The following is a 16039-nucleotide window of genomic DNA, read 5'->3' on the forward strand; positions in this document are numbered from 1 at the left end:
GTTCGGTGCTGACCTGGGAAGAGCTGCAGACCACGCTGGCGGACGTGCTGGGTGAGGGCGCGGCGGCCGACGACAATCTCATCGAGCTCGGCATGGACTCCATCCGGCTCATGCAGCTGACCGGCCGGTTGCGCAAGCGCGGGATCGAGGTGCGCTTCGCCGAGCTGGCCGAACGCCCGAGCCTCGCGCAGTGGTGGGATCTGCTCGCCGAACGCGGCCAGGTCGAGGCCCGCCCCGTCGAAGTCGTCGAGGAGGTCGTAGAGCCCGATACTGACGAGCCGTTCGCGCTGGCTCTGATGCAGCACGCGTACTGGATCGGGCGCGACTCCGGGCAGGCGCTCGGCGGCGTGGCCGCTCATCTGTACGTGGAGCTGGACGGGCGCGAGATCGATCCGGCGCGCTTCGGGGCGGCGGTGCGCGAGCTGGTCCAGCGCCACCCGATGCTGCGCGTCGCGGTCACCGATGACGGGACGCAGCGCGTTCTGCCCGAACGGCCCGGACCGGCGGTGACCGTTCACGATCTGCGCGGGGCGGCCGAGGTCGAGGTCGAGGCCGGGCTGCAACGGGTCCGCGCCGAGATGTCGACGCAGCGGCTGCCGATCGAGACCGGGCGGGTCTTCGACGCGCGCCTCAGCCTGCTGCCCGGCGGCTCCGCACGACTCCACCTCGACGTGGACATGGTCGCCGCCGACGCGATGAGCTACCGCATCATGCTCGCCGACCTCGCCGCGCTCTATGAGGGCGAGACCCTCGCGCCCATCCGCTACGGCTACGCGCGCTACCTGGCCGACAACCCGCGCGCCGAGGCCGGCGAGCGCGACCGGCAGTGGTGGGGCGAACGCCTCGCCGACCTGCCGGGACCGCCCGAGCTGCCCGTCGTCGCCGAGCCCGGCGACCTGGTCGAACGCAAGCACCACTGGCTGTCGCCGGACGCCAAGCGGCGCTTCATCGCGCGGGCGCACGCCGAGGGCGTCACGCCCGCGATGGCCCTGGCCGCCGTCTTCGCCGAGGTGATCGGCGCCTGGTCGGCGACGCCTCGCTTCCTGCTCAACCTGCCGCTCTTCCACCGAGAGCCGGTGCACCCGGACGTGGACGCGGTCGTCGGCGACTTCACCGGCTCGATCATGCTGGAGGTCGACCTCACCGCCGAGCTGCCGTTCACCAAGCGGGCCCGCGCGCTGCAGGCGACGTTGCACACCTCCGGCACGCACAGCGACTACTCCGGGCTCGAGGTGCTGCGCGACCTGTCGCGCGCCCGCGGCGAGCAGGTCCTGGCGCCGATCGTCTACACGAGCGCGCTGAACCTGGGCGAGCTGTTCGGCGAGACGGTCCGCGGCTCGTTCGGCGAACCGGAATGGATCATCTCCCAGGGCCCGCAAGTGCTGCTGGACGCCCAGGTGACCGAGGTGTCGGGCGGGCTGCTGCTCAACTGGGACGTGCGTACCCCCGCGTTCCCCGAGGGCGTCGCCGACGCGATGTTCGCCGCGTACACCGGCGCCATCACCCGGCTGGGCGCGCCGGACGCCGACTGGACCGAGACCCTCCGCGTCGGCGCCACGCCCGAGCAGCTGCGCGTCCGGCATGGCCTGAACGCCACCCCGCCGCCTCCCGCCCGGACGCTGACCGACGAGTTCTTCCGGCACGCCCGCAAGGAGCCCGCCGCGCCCGCCCTGCACTGGGGCGACGACGGCACGCTGCTCTATGGCGAGGTCGCCGACCGTGCGCTGCGCGTCGCCGCAAGCCTGATCGCCAGTGGCGTACGGCCAGGGGACCGGGTCTCGATCGAGCTGCCCAAGGGACCGGCGCAGGCCGTCGCCGCTCTCGGCGTGCTGGCCGCCGGAGCCGCGTACGTGCCGATCGGCGCCGAGCAGCCTCCCGCGCGGCGCGAACGGATCCGTACGAGCGCCGGTGTCGCCGCCTCGATCACCGACGAGGACGTTCCGGATCACGCGCCGCTCGTCGAGCCGATCCACGCGCGCCCCGAGCAGGTCGCGTACGTGCTGTTCACCTCGGGGTCGACCGGCGAGCCGAAGGGCGTCGAGGTCTCGCACGGCGCCGCCATGAACACCATCGGCGACCTCATCGACCGCTTCGGCCTCGGACCCGGCGACTCCACGCTCGCGATCTCCGCGCTCGACTTCGACCTGTCGGTGTTCGACCTCTTCGCGCCCTGGTCGTCGGGCGGTGCCGTGGTGATGCCGCTGGAGCACGAACGCCGCGACGCCGCGCGCTGGGAGGACCTGGCGCGCTGCTGGGCCGTGACCGTGCTGAACTGCGTGCCGTCCGTTCTGGAGATGCTGCTGCGCACCGGCCCCGCGCCGTCGCTGCGGCTGGTGCTGCTCGGCGGCGACTGGGTCGGCACGCACCTGCCCGCCCTGGTGGCCGAACGAGCGCCCGCCGCCCGCTTCGTCGCGCTCGGCGGAACGACCGAGACCGCGATCCACTCCACCGTGCAGGAGGTCGAGGGCGGCGCGGTCCCGGCCGACTGGCACGCCGTCCCGTACGGCGTCCCGCTGCGCGGCGTCGCATGCCGGGTCGTGGACGAGCTGGGCCGCGACCGGCCGGACTGGGCCACCGGCGAGCTGTGGATCGGCGGCGCGGGCGTCGCCGAGGGCTACGTCGGCGATCCGGACCGTACCGCCGACCGTTTCGTGCTGCACGAGGGCACGCGTTGGTACCGGACCGGTGACCTGGCTCGCTACCGCCCGGACGGTGCGCTGGAGTTCCTCGGCCGCCGCGACCAGCAGGTCAAGGTGCGCGGCTTCCGCATCGAGCTCGGCGAGATCGAGGCCGCTCTCGCCGCGCACCCCTTGGTCGAACGAGCCGTGGCGTTCGTGGCGAACGGCCGCTTGGCCTGCGCGTTCGTCGGCGGTGGTGAGCGTGACGCACTGCTCGACCACGCCCGCGACCTGCTCCCGCCGCACATGGTCCCGGAGCTGCTGCTGCAGCTGGACGCGCTGCCGCTGACCGCCAACGCCAAGGTCGACCGCAAGGCGCTCGTCGCGCTGGCGAACGCCGAGTCGGGAGAGTCGGCCTACGTCGCTCCGAAGACCGCGCTGGAAAAGGTCCTGGCGCGCGTCGTCGCCGGAGTCCTGGACGTGGGGCGCGTCGGCGCCGACGACGACTTCTTCGCCCTGGGCGGCGACTCGGTGCTGGCGACCACGGTCATCGCCCGGCTGCGCGAGGCGCTCGACACCGGCGCCCTGCCGGTCCGCGTCCTGTTCGCCGAACGGACCGTCGCCCGCGTCGCCCGCCGCTTCGCCGACCTGGAGGAAACGCCGGGCCGTCTGGAGGCCGTCGCGGGGATCTGGCTGGAGGTCGAGGCGATGACCGAGGACGAGATCAGCGAGCGTCTGCAGCTGGGCTGACGTCTGCGGATGGGCCGGTGTCTGGAGATGGGCTGAGCGTCGCCGTACGGAGGCCGGTGAGCGTGAGCGCGAGCACCAACGCGAGCACCGCGCTCACCGCCCCGTACGCCACGATGGCGTCGCCGGGGGAGAGGTAGCCGCCGAGCGCCCCGGCACCGAGCGCGCCTATCGCGCCCCCGCCGGTCTCCTGCGCCGACCACAACGCGTTGACCCGGCCAAGGAAACCGTCCGGCGTGTGCGACTGGATGAGGCCGTACCGCAGGATCTCCTCGATCGAGGTGACGAAGCCATAGCCGAAGACCACGGCGACCGCGAGGGGTGCGTTGTCGGTCAGGCCGAGGCACGCGAGCGCCACGAAGCCGCCCACCGACGCCGCCAGCAGGGCTCTTCCCGGGGCGCGCAGGGTGTTGGCCCACCCGCTGGTGACCGATGCGAGGACGGCCCCGCACGCAGGCGCCGCGTACAGGAGCCCGACCGTGGTGGGCCCGCCGCCGAGGTCCTGGGAGGCGAACGCGGGCATCAGCACGGGGATCCCGCCCGCCACCATGAAGAGAAGGCCGAGCAGCATCAGCGAGCCCACCACGCGATGCCCGGCGACGAATTTCAGTCCCGAGCCGATGGCCACGAGGGGGTTGCCCGAGGCTTCAGGCTCACTCGGCTTGAGCTCCGGCAAAGACGTCAGCAGCCCCAGCGTCCCCATGGTGCCGACGGCTGCGGCCGCGTAGTTCCATTCGACGCCGAACGACGAGACCACCAGCCCGCCGAGCGCGGGCGACGCCATGGACCCGAGGCGTACGGTCAACGCGTTGAGGGCCCCTGCCGCCACGAGCTTGTCCGGCCCCACGAGCGCAGGGGTCGCGGCCAGCAATGCGGTGATGCTCACACCCGTCGCAAGCCCGTCCCATGCCGCCAGTGCGTAAACGGCGGCGAGCGAAGGCGAGCCGACGAACGCGTTCACCGTCAGCAGCGCGAACCCGAGTCCCGCCGCCGCCCGCGCGTACAGCATCAGCCGCCGCCGGTCGTGCCGGTCCGCCAGCACACCGCCCCACAGGAACCCCGCCAGCAGGGCGAAGCCCTCGGCCGCGGAGACGGCGCCCACATGCACGGTCGAGCCGGTCAGGTCGTACACCTGAACGGGCACGGCGACCATCAGCATGCCGATCCCGAAGACCGAGACCGTGCGGGCGATGAACACGTTGCGGAACGGCCGGCTGTCGCGCAGCGGGCCGAGGTCCATGAGCATCGGTGGGGGTTCTCCTGAACCTGGGGGAGTGACTAAGGTAAGCCTATCCTTAGTTGATCTGAGAGAAGAGGACTCCCCGGTGCAGCGCACGCTGATGAACGGAAAGATCCACCGCGCGACGGTGACCCAGGCGGACCTGCACTACGTGGGTTCCCTGACGATCGACGCCGACCTCATGGCCGCCGCCGACCTCGTCGAGGGCGAGCAGGTGCACGTCGTCGACATCACCAACGGGTCCCGCCTGGTCACCTACGTCATCGAGGGCGAGGCCGGCACGGGCGTCATCGGCATCAACGGCGCCGCCGCCCGCATCGTGCAGCCCGGCGACCTGGTCATCATCATCTCGTACGCCACCATGGACGACGCCGAGCGCGACACCCACGAACCCCGCGTGGTCCACGTGGACGCCGCCAACCGCATCGTCGCCCTGGGCAGCGACCCGGCCGAGCCCGTCCCGGGCGCCGAGGCCCAGCTGGCAGGCCGATGATGGACGGCTTCACCGCGTGGCCCGTAGACCTGCAGGCCCGCTACGTCTCCGAGGGCTACTGGACCGACCGCGTCCTGGGCGACGTCCTCAACGGCGCCCCCGACGCCCTGGCCCTGGTAGCCGGCCCGGACCGTCTCACCTACGCCGACCTGGACCGTCTCGCTGACCGCGCCGCCGCTGGCCTCCTCCGCCTGGGCATCAAGCAGGGCGACCGGGTGGTGGTCCAACTCCCCAACACCGCAAGCTTCGTAGTCACGTTTCTGGCCCTGGTCCGCATAGGGGCCGCGCCGGTCTTGGCCCTCCCCGCGCACCGCGAGAGCGAGATCCGCTACCTCTGTGAGCTGTCCGAGGCCCGCGCCTACATCTCGTCCGACCTGGACGGCGACTTCGACTACCGAACGATGGCCCGCACGCTCCCCGTGGAGCACGTGGTCATCGACGGCGACCCGGGGGAGTTCACCCCCCTCTCCTCCCTGGACTCAGATCCCGTCGGGCTCCCCACCCCCGACGCATCCGAGGTAGGCGTCTTCCTCCTCTCCGGCGGCACAACCGGCCTGCCGAAGCTGATCCCCCGAACCCACCGCGACTACGTGTACAACCTCGAAGCCAGCGCCGAACTCTGCGGCTTCAATTCAGACACCACCTACCTGGTAGTCCTGCCGGCCGCCCACAACTTCGCCCTAGCCTGCCCCGGCATCCTCGGAGTCTTCGCCACCGGCGGCACAGTGGTCCTGGCCCCCTCAGGCTCACCCGACGAAGCGTTCCCCCTGATCGAACGCGAACGAACCACCGTCTGCGCCGTGGTCCCCCCGATCGCCCTCCTCTGGATGGACGCGGTCTCCTGGTCCGAAGAGGACATCTCCACCCTCTCCCTCCTCCAGGTAGGCGGCGCCAAACTAGCCGCCGAACGCGCGGCCGAAGTCCCCAAGACCTTGGGCTGCCAGCTCCAGCAGGTCTTCGGCATGGCCGAGGGCCTCCTCAACTACACCCGCCTGGACGACCCGGAAGACCTCATCCAGCAAACTCAAGGCCGCCCCCTTTCACCCGCAGACGAGATCCGCGTAGTAGACCCCAACGGCGCAGACGTAGAGCCCGGCTCAGTAGGAGAACTCCTCACTCGGGGCCCGTACACCCTGCGCGGCTACTACAAGGCGCCCGCCCACAACGCCCGCTCGTTCACTTCCGAGGGCTTCTACCGAACCGGCGACCTGGTCCGCCAACTCCCGTCCGGCCACCTCATAGTCGAGGGCCGCGAGAAGGACCAGATCAACCGCGGCGGCGACAAGGTCTCAGCCGAAGAACTAGAGAGCCACCTCCTGGCCCACCCCGCGATCCACGACGCGGCCGTAGTAGGAATGCCCGACCCGGTCATGGGCGAACGCACCTGCGCCTTCCTCATAGCCCGCGACGAACCGCCGACCCTGCACGACCTCAAGCAGTTCCTCCGCGACCGAGGCCTGGCCGCCTACAAGTTCCCCGACCGCATCGAGCCCGTGAAGACATTCCCCCGTACCCCCGTCGGCAAGATCAGCAAGAAACAACTGGCGGCCACCCTGGAGTAGCTCCCATAGAGTTCGCACATGCCCAAGTTCCGGTTCCAGCTGGACGTGAGCGCCCCTCCGGCCCAGGTGATCGGCGCGATGGTCGACTTCTCCGACCGCCGCCCCGAGATCTGGCCCAACCTCACCGCGCGCCTCTACACCTTGCACGACCTGAACGACCGCAAGGCCGACGTAACAGAGGGCACCGCAGTCCCCGGCCTAGAGGTATGGGAGCGCTGCACCTACGAATGGACCGACACCACCGTCCGCTCGGTCATCACCGACGGTCGGATCTTCGAGCCCGGCGGCACCTTCGAATTCCACGTCGAGCCCCAAGGCACCGGAACCCGAATCACCGTCGACTACGACCGCCGTTCCACAACCATCCTGGGCCGGTGCATCGGCGCCATGATGCACCTGAGCCGTGGCGCCCCCATCAAGCGATCCTTCAAGCAGGTGTACAAATGATCGACCCCTCCGTACCCCTGCCCAAATACCTCCAGCTCCGCGCCCTCCTGCTGGACACGATCAGCCGCCTCCCAATGGACGCGCTCATCCCGTCCGAACGCGAGCTGTGCCGACGATTCAACGTCTCACGCACAACGGTCCGCCAAGCCGTCGACCAGTTGGTCGTCGAAGAACGCCTTCGCCGCGTCCCCGGCAAGGGCATGGTCGTGGCGCGCCCACCAAACAGGTTCCAGTCCTTCGCCGACGACATGCACGCCCTCGGCATGAGCGCCTCCTGCGTCGACCTGGGCACCCAGACGATCGAGGCCGATGCCGACCTGGCCGACCTCCTCGGCACGGCACCGGGAGCGCCCGTCCACGTCCTGCACCGCCTACGCCTCGCCGACGGCCAACCCATGGCGGTGGAACGCTCGTACATCCCAGCAGCCCTGGCGCCCGACCTGTTCGAACGCCGCCGCCCCGGCGGCTCCCTCTTCAAGGCACTAGAACGCGAGTTCGGCATCGTCACTGACACGGGCGACCAGACGATCGAGGCAGGCCCAGCCACCGACAACGAAGCCGAGCCGCTGGACATCCCCCAAGGCGGCACCGTCTTCCACCTGCGTCGCCGCACGTTCAGCCGCGGAGCCTGCGCCGAGCTGACCTTCTCCACCTACCGAGCCGACCGCTACCGCATCCACCTAGGCCTGAAGCCCTAGCCTCCGCATCGCCAACAGCGCATAGGCCGCCAGAGTCGAGTCATCCGTGATCCGGCCGCCTTCGACCATCGCGTGAAACTCCTCTCGGGAGATCCACCCGGACCGCATGTCCTGCTCTTCGGCCTCCCGATCGGTCGCGCCCTGCACAAGACCCGTGGCCAGGAAGATGTTGAACCCCTGCCCGCTGGTCCCGTGAGAACAGTGCAGGAAGCCGAGATGTTCCAGCTTGTTGGCCCGGAGCCCGGTCTCCTCGGCCAGTTCGCGGCGGGCCAGTTCCTCCGGAAGGGCGTCCTGCCGATCGGGAAGCGTCCCTTGCGGAAAGCTCCACGTGCGGCGTCCGATCGGATACCGATACTCCTCGACCATGAAGAAGCCCTCATCCTGCATCGGGATGATGAGCGCGAAGTCGGGCTTGTGAACGACGCCGAAGATGCCCTGCGATCCATCTGGCCGAACGACGTCGTCCTCGGTCACCGTCATCCACCGGTTCTCGTAGACGACCTTGCTGCCCACCTGCTTGATGACCTGGTCGTTCATGAGGACGCTCCGTAGCGGTAGATGAGCTCGTGGCGGCTTCCGACCACCACCCTGTGGGTGACTTCGATGATGCGTTCGTTCTGGTCGTACGCGCGACGCCACGTTGTCAGCACGGGTTCGTCCGAGTCGATCGCCAGAGTGTCCTGCTCGTCCTGCCGGGGCAGCCGGCAGTTGACGCTCTCCTCAAACTGAATCTCGTAGCCGGTCTCCGCCAGCCGCGAATAGATGCCTCCCGGGCCGGTGTTCTCCTCCCTCAGCACTGGTATCTGCTCGACGATGTCCATCAGGACCCAGGTCGTCGCTGTCTGGACTGGGTACAGGCCGACCAACCCCTGAATCCGTGCCCGTTCGAGGACCTCGGTCCCGAGCGGAATGCCGAGCCAGCGCGCCAACGTGACGTCGGCCTGCGTGAGGCAGGCGGTGACCTCCGTATACGGCTCATGCCCTGAGCGTTGGGCGGAGACGTGGAAGCCACGCCAGCTTCCTACCTGCCGGGTGATGTCACCTGCGTCGCGATGTACGGGCTCATCGGTCCGTACCTGCGCGCCGACACCGGGGTGCAACGTAACACGCTTCTGTTCGGCCAGCAGTTGCAGTGCTCGCCGTACCGTCGACCGATCGACGTCATGCTCTTCGGCGAGTTGACGCTCCGGGCTGAGCCAGGCACCGGGTGGGAGATCACCCTCGATGATTCGCGCAGTGAGCGCTGCGGCCAGCGCCTGCGCCTTGGTCGGAGGTTTGGGCATGGTGGTAGGGCTCCCGGTGTGACGGGGGAATATCAAGTGCAACCGTAACCCGACCACGGTTGCCATCGGTAGGTCGTTGCTCCTTCAATACCGTGGTCGGTAGGGGTTGGTGTGCTTAAGGTTGGCCTACCATTAGCCGACCAAGGGTGCTCGCCATGGACGACTCCTTCATTTTCACGCTGGCGCTCAAGCCTGAGCCAGAGGCGCTCCCCATCGCACGAGAGACGGCTGAACTGGCATTGAAGACGTGGGGGTTGTGCGAGCGCAGGGTCTACGAGGGCAAACTCGTGGTGAACGAGCTCGTCACGAACGCAGTCCAGAACTCGCCCGTCGGTGGCGAGATCACCCTCCGCATGTTCCTTTGCGATCACGACGTGCCGGTCGTCGAGGTCTGGGACGACTCCGATCTGCTTCCGGCCCCTCAACCCGATGACCTGAACGCGACCTCCGGTCGCGGCCTGAATCTCGTCGACTACTTCGTGCGCAGGTGGGGCTCAACTCCCGTGGCCGGCGGCGGAAAGGTCGTCTGGGCGGCTCTGGAAGTCGCTGGCGGGTTCAACCCTTAGGCCATTGGTAGGGCCGGATGGGGCCGGGGCGTTGTGCCCCGGCCCTCGCAGCTACTCGGCGGGCATTACGGTGAAGTTGAATCCGGTGTTGGACGGGCGGCGCAATGGGATTTCGCACTTGATGCGCTGCAGGGCTTCGTTCCTGCTGAGGGCAAGGCCATAGGCGATGAGCCGGTCCGGGCGTACTGGAATGGGGTCCTCGAAGACCACCTCTATGTGAATTGGCCAGGCGTGGTCGAGGGGCGTGGGTGGGGCGTTCAGGTTCCAGACCCCTTTCCAGTCCAGGGTGAAGCGGTTGCGGTGGGCGATCAGGGGATCCAGGAGTGTGGACGCCGCGAGGGCGGGGTCGTTGGTGCGGTAGCCGTCTAGGGCCGTTGGGCTGAGGGATTTGACTGGGGTGCGTTCGTGAACGGTGAGTTTGGCCGTGCGGTCGCAGGACGTGCAGTGGGCTAGTAGCCAGACGTCCAGCAGTTTGCCGTTGGCGTTCACGCGGAACTTGCCGTCGCCGATGGTGGCCGACTCTGAGCGGCAGGCGATGCACCGCATGGAGAGGAGGGGCAGGCTGGTTCGGCTGACGACCCAGGGCAGCACGGTATGGGGTTGTGAAGACATGAGCTCTCAAGACCTGACACGAGGCCGATTGCGCGCGGCCTCGAACGCTGAATGGCCGGGCGGGCAGCCCGGCGGAGCTGACGAGAAGGTCAGCTTGAAGGTGAGCGGAAGGTGTCAGGTCTAAAGGGCAGGCGGGGTCACGCGGGTTTTTCCTCTGTCTTCACAGCGATGGGCCGCAGGCACGGTATTTGAGCGGGGGAGAGCAGCGCAAAGGGTTTTCGGCGGGCTCAGATCGTTCCGTGTACGTAGGTGTCCTGGAGGGCGAGCAGGTCGGGGTCGCCGTAGCGGGCGCGGAAGTCGGCGAACTTGGCGGCCTTGTCGTCGCCGAAACGGCGGACCTTGATGGCGTAGGTGTCGGCGCTGACGAAGACCGGCGGGTTGCTCTTGCTGTGGAACTTGTCGGCGTACATGACCAGTTCCTCTTCGGGGGTGTCGGCCAGGTAGTCGTCGATGGGGATGGGGAGGTTCTGCTTTTGGACGTCCTCGCGGGTGAGGCCCACGCCTGTGTGATGCGAGCAGAAGCGGCAGAGGATCTCGGGGAAGCCCTGGTCGCGTAGGAGGTCTTGGCCCAGGACTCCGTGTTGGATGTAGCGGGTGTGGTCCAGCACGCCGTTCTGGTCGTAGAGGCGGTAGACGCCTATGTCGTGCAGGAGGCAGCCGGCTCGGACCAGATCGGCGTTGGCTGAGGGCTGGTTCCGAAGGAGCTGCTCGGCGACCTTGCAGACGATCTCGCAGTGCGTGTGGACGAGCTCGAACGCGGCTCGTGTGGGTGCGAACTCCTCGTGCAGGGCGCGAATCTCTTTGTCGGTGGGAATCCGCACGCGACGACTCTATCGGGGGCTGATACTGGCAGCTGTGGGAGGGGATCCGATGTTCGCTCTCCGTGCGGCCAGGCTGTTCGACGGCGATTCGCTTCGGCGTGATGCCACGGTGCTGGTGGCCGATGGGCGGATCGTTGCGGTCGATGGTCCTGTGCCTGAGAGCGTTGTGGTGAACGAGCTGGGTGATGTGACGCTGTTGCCTGGGCTCATTGATGCGCATCAGCATCTGGCGTTCGATGCCAGGCCGGATCAGATCGGGCGGCTTGCTCGGCTTGACGATGAGGAACTGCTCGCCGACATGCGGCGGGCGGCCCGGACTGCTCTGGGCGCGGGGATCACCACGGTCAGGGATCTGGGGGATCGGGGTTACCTGGCCCTGAGGGTTGAGGGGCCTACGGTGCTGGCTTCGGGGCCGCCGATCACCACTCGTGGCGGGCATTGCTGGTTCCTCGGGGGAGAGGTCGAGGGCGTCGAAGTGGTCCGGGCCTCGGTACGCGCGCATGCCCAACGGGGTGTGCACGTCATCAAGGTCATGGCCAGCGGGGGTGAGCTGACGCCGGGGACTCATTCTCATCTGTCGCAGTTCGGTCGGGCGGAATTGAACGCCGTCGTCGATGAGGCTCACGAGCTTGGGCTGCCTGTGGCCGCTCATGCCCATGCGCCGGAGGCCATCGAGAACGTTCTCGCGGCCGGCGTCGACTCGATCGAGCACTGCAGCTTCATGACCGAGGAAGGGACCGCCGACCGGCCCGACCTCATCGACGCCATCGCCGCGGCCGGAGTGACGGTGACCCTCACGGCCGGGGTCACGCCCGGTGCCGCGCCTCCGCCCCGGATCGCGGCGCGGCTGGCCGGGTTCGGGCGGATCTTCGCGCAGCTGCGGGCGGCCGGCGTTCCCCTGGTATGCGCCAGCGACGCCGGGATCGGTCCGCCCAAGCCCCACGATGTCCTACCGCATTCCGTGGCGATGATGGTCAGTCTTGTCGGCTGTTCACCGGTTGAGGCGTTGCGGGCGGCCACTTCGGTGGCTGCGCGGTCCTGCCGCGTTGAGGATCGCAAGGGCCGACTCGCCGCCGGGTACGACGCCGACATCCTCGCGGTGGGCGGGGATCCGCTGGCCGACCCCGCCGATCTGCTGAACGTTCGAGCCGTTTACGCGAACGGCGTGGAGGTCAGTGCCTAGGCGCACGCGACAATGGCCGATGTGGAAGGGATGGAGGAGGTCGAGGTCGTCGTCGCTCATCAGGAGCGCGCGACCCTGCGCGTCGGCGACGTGTTCTTGAAGATCGACGCTGATCAGGCGCGTACCGACGTCGAGGTCGAGGCGATGGCCCTGGCGCCGATCCCGACCCCGCGGGTTCTGTGGCGGAAACCGCCCGTGCTCGCGCTCGCCGCCCTCCCCGGAATGCCGCTCGGCCGCCTCGGCCGGCCGTCGACCGCGTCGCCTGAGGCGTGGGCCGCGGCGGGCGCCGCCGTGCGGAAGCTGCACGACGCGCCGCTGCCGCCGTGGCCCGGCCGGAGCCTGAACGAGATCGCGTCGGAGCTCGACGGCGAATGCGAGTGGCTCATCGCGAACGAAGTCCTTCCCGCCGACCTCGTGACCCGCAACCGCCAGGTCGCCGAGGCCGCGCTCCGGCCGTGGACACCGGTCTTCACCCACGGCGACCTGCAGATTGCCCACGTGTTCGTCGGCGGTGACGAGGTCACCGGCGTGATCGACTGGTCCGAGGCGGGCCGGGGCGACGCGCTGTTCGACCTGGCCATCCTGACGCTCGGGCACGAGGAGCGCCTCGGTGACGTTCTCGCGGGCTACGGCGCCGATGTCGACCTGGACGTCATCCGCGCGTGGTGGTCGTTGCGGAGCCTGCTGGCCATCCGCTGGCTGGTCGACCACGGCTTCGACCCGTCCGCGCCGGGTTGCGAGGTCGACGTGCTCAGGCGTCGAGCTTGAGGGTCTCGGTGGTGACTTCCCAGAGCTGCTCGGCCGCGGCCGGGTCGAGTGCGTGGGAGGCCACGCCGTTGCGGGCGCTGAGCCTGTCGCGCTCGGCCTCGTTGCAGTCGTCGAAGTAGCGTCCGCCGATGCCTTCCAGAAGCGGTGACGTCGCGACGAGCACGGAGGTGGCCGCGCCCTGCTCGGGGGTCTTCCACTGCATGTCCGACGCGCCGGCGGCGACGCGCAGCCGCTCCAGCTCCTCGTCCGGAACGTAGCGCTGCAGGTTGGTGCGGATCCCGCCGGGCATCAGCGCGTTGACGGTGATCCCGTCGGACGCCCACCGCTTCGACGCCTCGACGGCGAACAGCACGTTCGCCGACTTCGACTGGCCGTACGCCGTGAACGGGTCGTAGGCGCGGCGCTCGTAGTGGATGTCCTCGAACACGATCCCGGACCGGTGGTGCGCGCTGGAGCTGACCGACACGACCCGGGCGCCTCCGGCCGCCCTGAGCGCCGGGCGCAGCCCGGCAGCCAGCGCGAAGTGGCCGAAGTGGTTGGTCGCGAACTGCATCTCCCACCCCTGCGGGGTGCGCATCAGCGGCGACGCCATGATCCCGGCGTTGTTGACCAGAATGTCTAGCGGCCCGTCCCAGCCGGCGACGAACGCCGCGACCGACTCCTGGTCGGCGAGGTCGAGCGCCCCCACGTGGATCAGGGAACTGCCGGTGGAGGCCACGAGATCCTCGGCGACCTTGTTTCCCGCCTCGGTGTTGCGGACGGCCAGCGTCACCTCGGCTCCGGCGGAGGCGAGCGCCCGCGCCGTCTCGATGCCGATCCCGGACGCTCCGCCCGTGACGATCACGCGCCTCCCGGTGAGGTCGATGCCCTCGATCACCTCGGCGGCCGTGGACTGGGCCCCGAACGGTGTGGTGATGCGTGCGCTCATGATCCGTCTCCTTCGACGGTAGAATATTAAGCGGAGGATCCTCCGCTCTCGATTCGAGGATAAGCGGAGCCTCCTCCGTTTGGCAACCGAAGGGATCCGCCCATGCCGCCGCGCCCCCTGCGCGCCGACGCCCAGCGCAACCGCGACAAGCTGCTGGAGGTGGCCGTCAGCGCGTTCTCACGCGATGGCGAGGCCACCCTGGACGCGATCGCCAAGGAGGCGGGCGTCGGCATCGGCACTCTCTACCGGCACTTCCCCACGAGGGACGCCCTGGTCGAGGCCGCCTACCGGAACGAGCTGTCCAAGCTCTGTGACGCGGCGCCGGTCCTGCTCGCCGAACTGCCGCCCGAGCGGGCGCTGCGCGCCTGGATGGACAGGTTCTACGGCTACATCACCACCAAGCAGGGCATGGGCGATGCGCTCCGGGCTCTGATCGACGCGGGCGGCAACCCCTTCGCGACCAGCCGCGACTCGATGGTCGCCGCGGTGACCATGCTGCTGGAGGCGGGCTCGAAAACGCTGCGCGACGACGTTCCCGCCCTCGACGTGCTGACCAGTCTCAGCGGCATCTGCCTGGCCAGCAGCGACCAGGCACAGGCCGGCAGGCTCATCGACCTGCTGCTCGACGGGCTCGAACGGCGCTGAGCGACGTTGACCGGCGCTGAGCGACGCTGGGTGGCGCGTCAGGCGAGGGGGACCACGTGCGGGGCGATGCTGGAGAGCTTCTCGCAGGTCTCCTCGTACTCGCGTTCAGGGGTTGAGCCGCTCACGATTCCGGCGCCGGCGCGAAGCCAGGCCTGGCCGTCCTGGTTGTAGAGGGCGCGCAAGACCAGGGCCGAGTCGAGCGTTCCGGTGTGGGAGAGCGTGACCACCGCGCCCGCATAGAGGCCGCGCCGCTCCTCCAGGCGGGCGATCGCCTCGATGGCCTCGGGCTTGGGAATCCCGGAGGCGGTGACTCCCGGGAAGAGGACCGCTAGGGCGTCCCAGGCGGAACGGTCCTCAGAGAGCGTCCCCATGACGCTCGAGCCCAGATGCTGGACGCTGCCACGTTCCTTGACCGTCATGAAGCCGGTGACCCGGACGGAGCCGGGATCGCAGACAGCGTTCAGTTCGTCCTGCGACGTGCGCACGGACACCGCGTGCTCGAAGATCTCCTTGGGGTCGGTCTCCAACTCGTGACGGGTGGCCGCGTCCGCCTCGTCCCCGTGTCCGAACGAGCGCGTGCCCGCCAGCGGCTGCGTGTGAACGGTGTTGTTCTCCACGCTCGCCAGGACCTCCGGGCTGAAGCCGGTCGCCTGGAAGCCGGCCAGATCCAGCAGGAACGAGCGGGCAGGGGTGTTGGCCCGCCGCCCCTGCACGTAGGTCGAGATGACGTCCACTGGGAACGTGATGTCCAGGCGGCGCGACACGATGACCTTCTGGTAGTCGCCCGCAGTGATCTCGGCCACGGCCTGCGCCACGCGCGCCTTGTAGGGCGCGTCGCCCGTACGGACGTCGACGGGCGTGGGCTCGCCGGGCTCGGGGGAGTCGGTCTTCGCCAGCAGTTTGGCGACCTGCTCGACCTCGGCCGGATCGATGCCGGTGATGTGGGCGCGGCCCGACCGGATGCTGACCTCGGTACGCGGAACGATCAGATGGGCCAGACGCCCGGTGGGACGGGCCGCGGCGAACTCGAAGGCGACCCAGCCATAGGCGTTCCACGCGGGCAGCGGCGCGTCGGCGAAGGCCGCCCGCAGGGCGTCGGCGGGGCGCCCGGTCCAGGGCTGAGTAGTGGCAGCCGCGTCCGGCCACTGTGCGCGGATGGTGTCGGAGTCGAGAATCACCTCGCCGAGTGTGCCTCCGGCGAAGGTCCACGCGTCCGGCCGCTCGTAGGCCACGTAGTCGTCGAACAGGCCGGATCCCGCCAGCCTGGCCAGCAGGAGCAGTGGGTCGGCGGCGTTCTCGACGACCAGTTCCGTGCGGTTCTCCGGCAAGGCAGCCAACTCCTTTTGGGCGGTATGTCGCGCTAACTTAGGTAAGGCTAACCTTGTGCGATTTTCTGAGGCAAGGCTAACCTAACTCGCGCTGCCCACT

The 16039-nt window shown here is 69.1% G+C and carries 16 protein-coding genes; 9 read left to right on the top strand and 7 right to left on the bottom strand.

Annotation, left to right across the window (positions count from 1 at the left end):
- Window positions 1-5 precede the first annotated feature (5 nt).
- The gene (locus J4573_RS26530; RefSeq protein ID WP_208258577.1) at window positions 6-3368 is read left to right on the top strand and encodes a non-ribosomal peptide synthetase; all 3363 of its coding nucleotides are present in this window, start codon (window positions 6-8) and stop codon (window positions 3366-3368) included.
- Here J4573_RS26530 and entS read toward each other — a convergent pair.
- A complete protein-coding gene (gene entS, locus J4573_RS26535; RefSeq protein ID WP_208258578.1) occupies window positions 3343-4611 on the bottom strand; it encodes an enterobactin transporter EntS in 1269 nt (422 codons plus the stop codon). The two genes, J4573_RS26530 and entS, sit on opposite strands and share 26 nt — an antisense overlap.
- Before the next feature lie 79 nt (window positions 4612-4690).
- Between entS and panD the strand changes: the two genes are divergently transcribed.
- The 4 genes from panD to J4573_RS26555 are packed head-to-tail and all read left to right on the top strand — an operon-like array spanning window position 4691 to window position 7805.
- Window positions 4691-5098, top strand: a complete 408-nt coding sequence (gene panD, locus J4573_RS26540) for an aspartate 1-decarboxylase (RefSeq protein WP_208258579.1) — start codon at window positions 4691-4693, stop codon at window positions 5096-5098.
- Complete coding sequence (locus J4573_RS26545; protein WP_208258580.1) at window positions 5095-6660, top strand: (2,3-dihydroxybenzoyl)adenylate synthase; 1566 nt, start codon at window positions 5095-5097, stop codon at window positions 6658-6660. The genes panD and J4573_RS26545 overlap by 4 nt, the downstream gene beginning before the upstream one ends.
- Window positions 6661-6678: 18 nt before the next feature.
- The gene (locus J4573_RS26550) at window positions 6679-7107 is read left to right on the top strand and encodes an SRPBCC family protein (protein ID WP_208258581.1); all 429 of its coding nucleotides are present in this window, start codon (window positions 6679-6681) and stop codon (window positions 7105-7107) included.
- Window positions 7104-7805 carry a GntR family transcriptional regulator gene (locus J4573_RS26555; protein WP_208258582.1) on the top strand — a complete coding sequence of 234 codons (702 nt, stop codon included), beginning with the start codon at window positions 7104-7106 and terminating at the stop codon, window positions 7803-7805. Before J4573_RS26550 ends, J4573_RS26555 begins: the two co-directional genes overlap by 4 nt.
- Here the strand turns inward: J4573_RS26555 and J4573_RS26560 are convergent.
- Both J4573_RS26560 and J4573_RS26565 read right to left on the bottom strand, forming a co-directional pair.
- Complete coding sequence (locus J4573_RS26560; RefSeq protein ID WP_208258583.1) at window positions 7788-8342, bottom strand: NUDIX domain-containing protein; 555 nt, start codon at window positions 8340-8342, stop codon at window positions 7788-7790. The two genes, J4573_RS26555 and J4573_RS26560, sit on opposite strands and share 18 nt — an antisense overlap.
- Entirely contained in the window at window positions 8339-9088 is a 750-nt protein-coding gene (locus tag J4573_RS26565; protein ID WP_208258584.1) for a GntR family transcriptional regulator, read from the bottom strand. Before J4573_RS26565 ends, J4573_RS26560 begins: the two co-directional genes overlap by 4 nt.
- A gap of 155 nt (window positions 9089-9243) precedes the next feature.
- Here J4573_RS26565 and J4573_RS26570 point away from each other — a divergent pair, with 155 nt between their 5' ends.
- Window positions 9244-9654 (top strand): ATP-binding protein, encoded by a 411-nt coding sequence (locus J4573_RS26570; RefSeq protein WP_208258585.1) that lies wholly within the window; start codon window positions 9244-9246, stop codon window positions 9652-9654.
- 51 nt (window positions 9655-9705) lie between these two features.
- Here the strand turns inward: J4573_RS26570 and J4573_RS26575 are convergent, their stop codons facing one another.
- Window positions 9706-10245: a DUF1062 domain-containing protein gene (locus tag J4573_RS26575; RefSeq protein ID WP_307796905.1), complete on the bottom strand. Its 540-nt coding sequence runs from the start codon at window positions 10243-10245 to the stop codon at window positions 9706-9708.
- Between the two features lie 248 nt (window positions 10246-10493).
- Window positions 10494-11087, bottom strand: coding sequence for an HD domain-containing protein (locus tag J4573_RS26580; protein ID WP_208258587.1), 594 nt, complete (start codon window positions 11085-11087; stop codon window positions 10494-10496).
- Window positions 11088-11136: 49 nt separating this feature from the next.
- On the opposite strand from J4573_RS26580, the gene J4573_RS26585 reads away from it, so the two are divergent.
- Window positions 11137-12270, top strand: coding sequence for a metal-dependent hydrolase family protein (locus tag J4573_RS26585; protein ID WP_208258588.1), 1134 nt, complete (start codon window positions 11137-11139; stop codon window positions 12268-12270).
- Window positions 12271-12300: 30 nt separating this feature from the next.
- Window positions 12301-13038, top strand: a complete 738-nt coding sequence (locus J4573_RS26590; protein WP_208258855.1) for an aminoglycoside phosphotransferase family protein — start codon at window positions 12301-12303, stop codon at window positions 13036-13038.
- Here the strand turns inward: J4573_RS26590 and J4573_RS26595 are convergent.
- Window positions 13022-13966, bottom strand: a complete 945-nt coding sequence (locus J4573_RS26595; RefSeq protein WP_208258589.1) for an SDR family NAD(P)-dependent oxidoreductase — start codon at window positions 13964-13966, stop codon at window positions 13022-13024. The genes J4573_RS26590 and J4573_RS26595 overlap by 17 nt on opposite strands.
- A gap of 102 nt (window positions 13967-14068) precedes the next feature.
- Here J4573_RS26595 and J4573_RS26600 point away from each other — a divergent pair, with 102 nt between their 5' ends.
- The gene (locus J4573_RS26600) at window positions 14069-14611 is read left to right on the top strand and encodes a TetR/AcrR family transcriptional regulator (RefSeq protein ID WP_208258590.1); all 543 of its coding nucleotides are present in this window, start codon (window positions 14069-14071) and stop codon (window positions 14609-14611) included.
- Between the two features lie 38 nt (window positions 14612-14649).
- Here the strand turns inward: J4573_RS26600 and J4573_RS26605 are convergent, their stop codons facing one another.
- On the bottom strand, window positions 14650-15939 hold the full coding sequence (locus J4573_RS26605; RefSeq protein WP_208258591.1) for a salicylate synthase: 1290 nt from the start codon (window positions 15937-15939) through the stop codon (window positions 14650-14652).
- Between the last annotated feature and the right edge of the window lie 100 nt (window positions 15940-16039).

It is taken from the genome of Actinomadura barringtoniae, assembly GCF_017573505.1.
Classification (GTDB): Bacteria; Actinomycetota; Actinomycetes; order Streptosporangiales; family Streptosporangiaceae; genus Spirillospora; species Spirillospora barringtoniae.